Source organism: Polaromonas sp. P1_G4 (assembly GCF_056405475.1).
Genome location: NZ_JBFUCA010000499.1, coordinates 1 through 3085, shown reverse-complemented (window position 1 = coordinate 3085; position 3085 = coordinate 1). Strand labels below are relative to the sequence as shown.

Annotated in this window: 3 protein-coding genes; 2 read left to right on the top strand and 1 reads right to left on the bottom strand. The window is 61.9% G+C overall.

The window, feature by feature from the left end; genetic code table 11:
* On the bottom strand, nt 1–516 hold a 516-nt coding region (locus AC1D1X_RS19475), incomplete at its 3' end, for an HrcA family transcriptional regulator (protein WP_477698934.1).
* Nucleotides 517–565: 49 nt separating this feature from the next.
* Here AC1D1X_RS19475 and AC1D1X_RS19470 point away from each other — a divergent pair.
* Nucleotides 566–1441 (top strand): NAD kinase, encoded by an 876-nt coding sequence (locus AC1D1X_RS19470; protein ID WP_477698933.1) that lies wholly within the window; start codon nt 566–568, stop codon nt 1439–1441.
* Nucleotides 1442–1459: 18 nt separating this feature from the next.
* On the top strand, nt 1460–3085 hold a 1626-nt coding region (gene recN / locus AC1D1X_RS19465; RefSeq protein WP_477698932.1), incomplete at its 3' end, for a DNA repair protein RecN.

The window sequence follows — 3085 nt, the reverse complement described above, 5'->3', positions numbered from 1 at the left end:
CAATTGGGACTGCGTGTAGTCCGCTTCGGTGAAGATGACCCGGTTTTGCACATCGCCGTCAGGCGAGACGATGATCACAAGAAAGCGTTTTTCGGACAGGMGCAGGAACTCGATATGGCGAAATACCGACGTCCGGCGTGGCGCCATGACGACACCCACGAATTGCGACAGGCTCGACAGCATGTGCGCCGCATTGCTGAGCACTTTTTGGGGTTGATCAGGTGCCAGTCGCGGCGCACCGATATGGCCCGACGACGACAAGGGGTCGCGCTGGGTGGTCAACATCGTGTCCACAAAGAGCCGGTAACCCCGCGCGGTAGGAATGCGCCCTGCCGAGGTGTGCGGGCTGACAATCAGGCCAAGCTCCTCGAGGTCGCTCATCACATTGCGTATGGTGGCCGGAGACAGTTCAAGGCCGGAAGCTTTCGAGAGCGTGCGCGAACCTACCGGCTGTCCATCGGCAATGTAGCGTTCAACGAGTGCTTTCAGCAGCAATCGGGCACGATCATCAAGCATGGTGCCATTCTACGAAGCTTCGGTTGCCATGTTGTGATGTAATTTGCCGATGAAGTCGCAATTTCGCCATGTCGCATTGATCGGCAAGTACCACGCACAAGGTTCCCGGTCAGCACTGGAGGAGATCGCACACTTCCTGGGCACCCAGGGTTGCGAGGTGGCGATCGAGCAGGACACCGCCAGCAACACCGGCCTGACCCGGTTCCCCACCCTTGACGCAGCCGGCATCGGCGCCCAATGCGACCTCGCCCTCGTCGTGGGGGGGGACGGCACCATGCTGGGTATAGGCCGGCTGCTGGCCCAATTCGGCATCCCCCTGGTGGGCATCAATCAGGGCAGGCTGGGGTTCATCACTGACATCGCCTTTGAGGACTACCAGAACACACTCATTCCCATGTTGCGTGGCGAGTATGAAGAAGATCGACGCTGGATGATGCAGGCCGAGGTCGTGCGTGACGGCAGGTGCGTCTTCAGCGCCACCGCCATGAACGACGTTGTCGTGAACCGCGGAGCGACCGCCGGCATGGTGGAACTCCGTGTGGAGGTGGATGGCCGCTTTGTGGCAAACCAGCGCGCAGATGGCCTGATCATCGCCTCGCCGACCGGCTCCACGGCCTATGCTCTTTCAGCGGGCGGGCCCTTGCTGCACCCATCGATTGCCGGCTGGGTGTTGGCGCCGATTGCACCGCATACCTTGTCCAACAGGSCCATTGTGCTGTCGGACTCGGGCGAAATTACCATTGAAATCGTCTCTGGCCGCGACGCCAGCGCCAACTTCGACATGCAGTCGCTGGCAAGTCTGTTGCATGGCGACCGCATCACCGTCAGGCGCTCCGAACACCAAATGCGTTTCCTGCACCCCAAAGGCTGGAGCTATTTCGACACGCTTCGGAGAAAGCTGCACTGGAACGAAGGCGTGGCCTGACCGGCCAGGATTCAAGTTATGAGCCTCAAAACCATATCGCTTCGCGACTTCGTCATCGTCCACAGGCTTGAGCTGGATTTGTCCGGCGGCTTTTCGGTGCTCACCGGTGAAACCGGTGCGGGCAAATCCATCCTGATTGACGCACTGCAGCTTGCTTTGGGCGCCCGAGCCGATGCCGGCGTAGTTCGCGAAGGCGCCGCACGCTGCGAAATCAGCGCAGAGTTTGACAGCCCCGCCGGCCTGGCCCCCTGGCTGGAACAAGCCGGCTTCGACAGCAGCGAAACCCTGCTGCTCAGGCGCACGATAGACGCGCAAGGTAAAAGCCGCGCCTGGATCAATGGCAGCGCGGCAACAGCCACCCAGCTCAAGGACATCGCCGACCAGCTGGTGGACATCCACGGCCAGCATGCGTGGCAAAGCCTGACCCGCCCCGACGCGGTACGCGGCTTGCTCGACTCCTATGCGGAAGTCTCTACCGGCGAGTTGTCACGCCTCTGGCAGCAATGGCGGCTCTCCCAGAAAACATTGAACGACGCGCACGAAGCGCAAGACAGCCTGCAGCGCGAACGCGAGCGGCTGGCGTGGCAAATCGGTGAACTCGACAAGCTGGCGCCCGGGGCCGCCGAATGGGACGAACTGAATGCTCAACATGGGCGGTTATCCAATGCGCAGGCACTGCGCGATGCCGTACAGGCCGCCGTCGACGCATTGCAGGAGTCCGACGAGAACGCCACCGCACTGCTGGGACGAGCCATTGCATCGTTGCAAGGCCAGGAACACATCGAACCCGAGTTCAAGGGCATCCTTGAGGTGTTAAATGGCGCTCTGGCCCAGATGGAAGATGCGGTGCATTCGCTCAACGGCTACGCACGGCACGCCGAGCTGGAACCCCAACGGCTGGCCGAACTCGACGAACGTCTTTCGCTGTGGGTCAGCCTGGCACGGCGTTACAAACGCACCCCGGTCGAACTGCCTGAATTGCTGGCCTCCTGGCGGGCTGAGCTGCACAAACTCGACGAAGCCGCCGATCTGGTTCAATTGGAAAAAAATGAAAACCAGGCACGGTCAGCCTACCTGGATGAAGCCAGCCAGGTGTCGAAGGCGCGCAGCAAAGCTGCCCCAAAACTCGCCAAAGCCATTACCCAGGCCATGCAGGGCCTCGGCATGCAGGGCGGAAAATTCGACGTGGCGCTCAACAAACTGGAGCAACCGGCCCAGCACGGGCTGGAGCAAGCCGAGTTCCTGGTAGCGGGCCATGCCGGCAGCACACCTCGCCCCGTGGGCAAGGTCGCCTCCGGCGGCGAGTTGTCGCGCATCGCGCTGGCCATCGCCGTCACCACCAGCCAGTTGGGGCAGGCGCAAACACTCATATTTGACGAGGTTGATTCGGGCGTGGGGGGGGCCGTGGCCGAAACCGTCGGACGGCTGATGAAACAGCTGGGCAAGGACCGACAGGTCATGGCTGTCACCCATCTGCCGCAGGTGGCAGCCTGTGCCGATCAGCACCTTGTAGTTGCCAAGCGAGCCGAAAACGGCACCACCCTCAGCACCGTAGACCATGTCAACGGGGAACAGCGCGTAGCTGAGATTGCCCGCATGCTGGGCGGCGAGCGGCTTTCCGGCACCACGCTGGCCCACGCCAAG